This window comes from Rheinheimera sp. (assembly GCF_036568245.1).
Classification (GTDB): Bacteria; Pseudomonadota; Gammaproteobacteria; order Enterobacterales; family Alteromonadaceae; genus Alishewanella.
The window spans coordinates 1-2051 of sequence record NZ_DATCSY010000158.1 but is presented as its reverse complement, the minus strand read 5'-3'; the positions used below and the strand labels follow the sequence as shown (position 1 = coordinate 2051).

General features: G+C 50.3%; 2 protein-coding genes and 1 pseudogene. All 3 read left to right on the top strand.

The features are described from left to right. Positions 1 to 413, top strand: a 413-nt coding sequence (locus VIN66_RS06845; RefSeq protein WP_331923282.1) for a prolyl oligopeptidase family serine peptidase, incomplete at its 5' end; no start/stop codon positions are given. A 224-nt stretch (positions 414 to 637) separates the two neighbouring features. Further along, positions 638 to 1852 (top strand): phosphopentomutase, encoded by a 1215-nt coding sequence (locus VIN66_RS06840; RefSeq protein WP_331923281.1) that lies wholly within the window; start codon positions 638 to 640, stop codon positions 1850 to 1852. A 9-nt stretch (positions 1853 to 1861) separates the two neighbouring features. Beyond that, a pseudogene (gene deoD, locus VIN66_RS06835) lies at positions 1862 to 2051 on the top strand (purine-nucleoside phosphorylase); the annotation flags it as partial.

The following is a 2051-nucleotide window of genomic DNA, read 5'->3' as shown; positions in this document are numbered from 1 at the left end:
GACCTGAGCTGATGAAAGTGGCACTGCCAGCAGTGGGGGTTATGGATATGCTGCGCTACCATACTTTTACTGCCGGAGCCGGTTGGGCCTACGACTATGGCACCAGCGAGCAGAGCAAAGAAATGTTTGATTATCTGCGCGGTTACTCACCAGTGCACAATGTTAAAACCGGTGTCACTTATCCGGCGACAATGGTGACAACGGCAGATCACGATGATCGTGTAGTACCGGCGCACTCATTCAAGTTTGCTGCCGAGCTGCAGGATAAAGATGCCGGTGTCAACCCACAGCTTATCCGTATTGAAACCAATGCCGGTCATGGTGCCGGTACGCCGGTATCAAAACAGATTGAGCAAATGGCAGATATTTTTAGTTTTACGCTGTATAACATGGGTTACAAGCAGTTGCCGTAACGCTCTATATACCGGAAAAACCCGCCCGTGTTGGCGGGTTTTTTAATGGCAATACCATGCTGACAGCTGTTGTTATATTGTAAAGCGGCGCACTTCGATTTACACTGCGTGCCCTTTTTTAAAATGTGGCATGCAGTTAGCCGCTGAACACTTGATGGTTCAAAGTGGTCAGACGTAACAGCAACACATAAGCAAAAATAACAGATCAACTCAGGAGCAGGGTAATGGCAAAGAAAGCAGTGATCCTGGTATTAGACAGTTTTGGTATCGGTTATGCGCCGGATGCTGACAAATTCGGCGATGTTGGTGCGAATACCTTTGCCAGCATTGCGCGTGTGTTTCAGCAAAAAAAAGGCCGTCAACTGGCTTTGCCTAACCTCGCCAGCCTGGGGCTGGTAAAAGCGGCCAGGGCTGCGTCCGGCGGTAAACAAGCAGACGTTGCTGATGCTGAAAACGTTGTGGGTGCCTATGGTTATGCCAAAGAGCTAAGCAGTGGTAAGGACACGCCAAGTGGTCACTGGGAAATTGCCGGTGTGCCTGTGTTGTTTGATTGGGGATATTTTTCTGACAAAACCAATAGTTTTCCAGCTGAGCTGATAACCGAACTTTGTCAGCGCACCGGTGTGCCAGGAATTCTGGGCAATTGCCACGCCTCTGGTACCGATATTCTGGTAAAGCTGGGGGATGAACATGTGCGCACCGGAATGCCAATTTGCTACACCTCGGCAGACAGCGTGTTTCAGGTGGCGGCACATGAAGAGCACTTTGGCTTACAGCGATTACTGGATTTTTGTCTGGTTGCGCGTGAACTGCTGGATAAGTACAACATAGGCCGGGTTATAGCGCGGCCTTTTACCGGTGATAGCCCGGCAAATTATGCCCGTACCGGCAACCGGCGCGATTACTCGGTATTACCGCCGGCACCGACAGTACTGGATAAACTTACCCAGGCCGGTGGTACGGTGGTCAGTATTGGTAAAATTGCAGATATTTATGCGCATCAGGGGATTAGCCAGAGCTTAAAAGCGACCGGGCTGGAAGCCCTTGTTGACACGACGCTGACGCAGATGCAAAAGCAGAGTGATAACAGTATCGTTTTTACCAATCTGGTTGATTTCGACCAGAACTTTGGCCATCGGCGCGACCCTATTGGCTATGGTGAAGCGCTGGAGTATTTTGACCAGCGTCTGCCAGAGCTGATGGCGGCCTGTGATGCCGACACCCTATTATTGCTGACGGCGGATCATGGTTGTGACCCTACCTGGCAGGGTACTGAGCATACCCGTGAATATATTCCGGTGCTGGGGTATAAACCAGGTATGCAGGCGGCCGATTTAGGTGAACGCCAGAGCTTTGCTGACATAGGCCAGACGCTGGCGGATTATTTTGGGCTGGACGCGATGGCGTACGGCGATTCATTTAAAAATAAAATTAACTAAGAGACCTCTATGGCTACTCCGCACATTAACGCGCCAGCAGGCGCTTTTGCTGAAACGGTATTAATGCCTGGCGACCCGTTACGGGCCAAGCATATTGCTGAAACTTTTTTAACCGATGCGGTCTGTGTTAACACCGTACGGAATATGTTTGGTTACACCGGTACCTATAATGGTAAACCTGTCAGTGTACTGGGTTCTG

Bases quoted from the DNA above. Each gene is read 5' to 3' on its own strand.
- VIN66_RS06840 (WP_331923281.1), top strand. From the start codon at position 638: ATGGCAAAGAAAGCAGTGATCCTGGTATTAGACAGTTTTGGTATCGGT.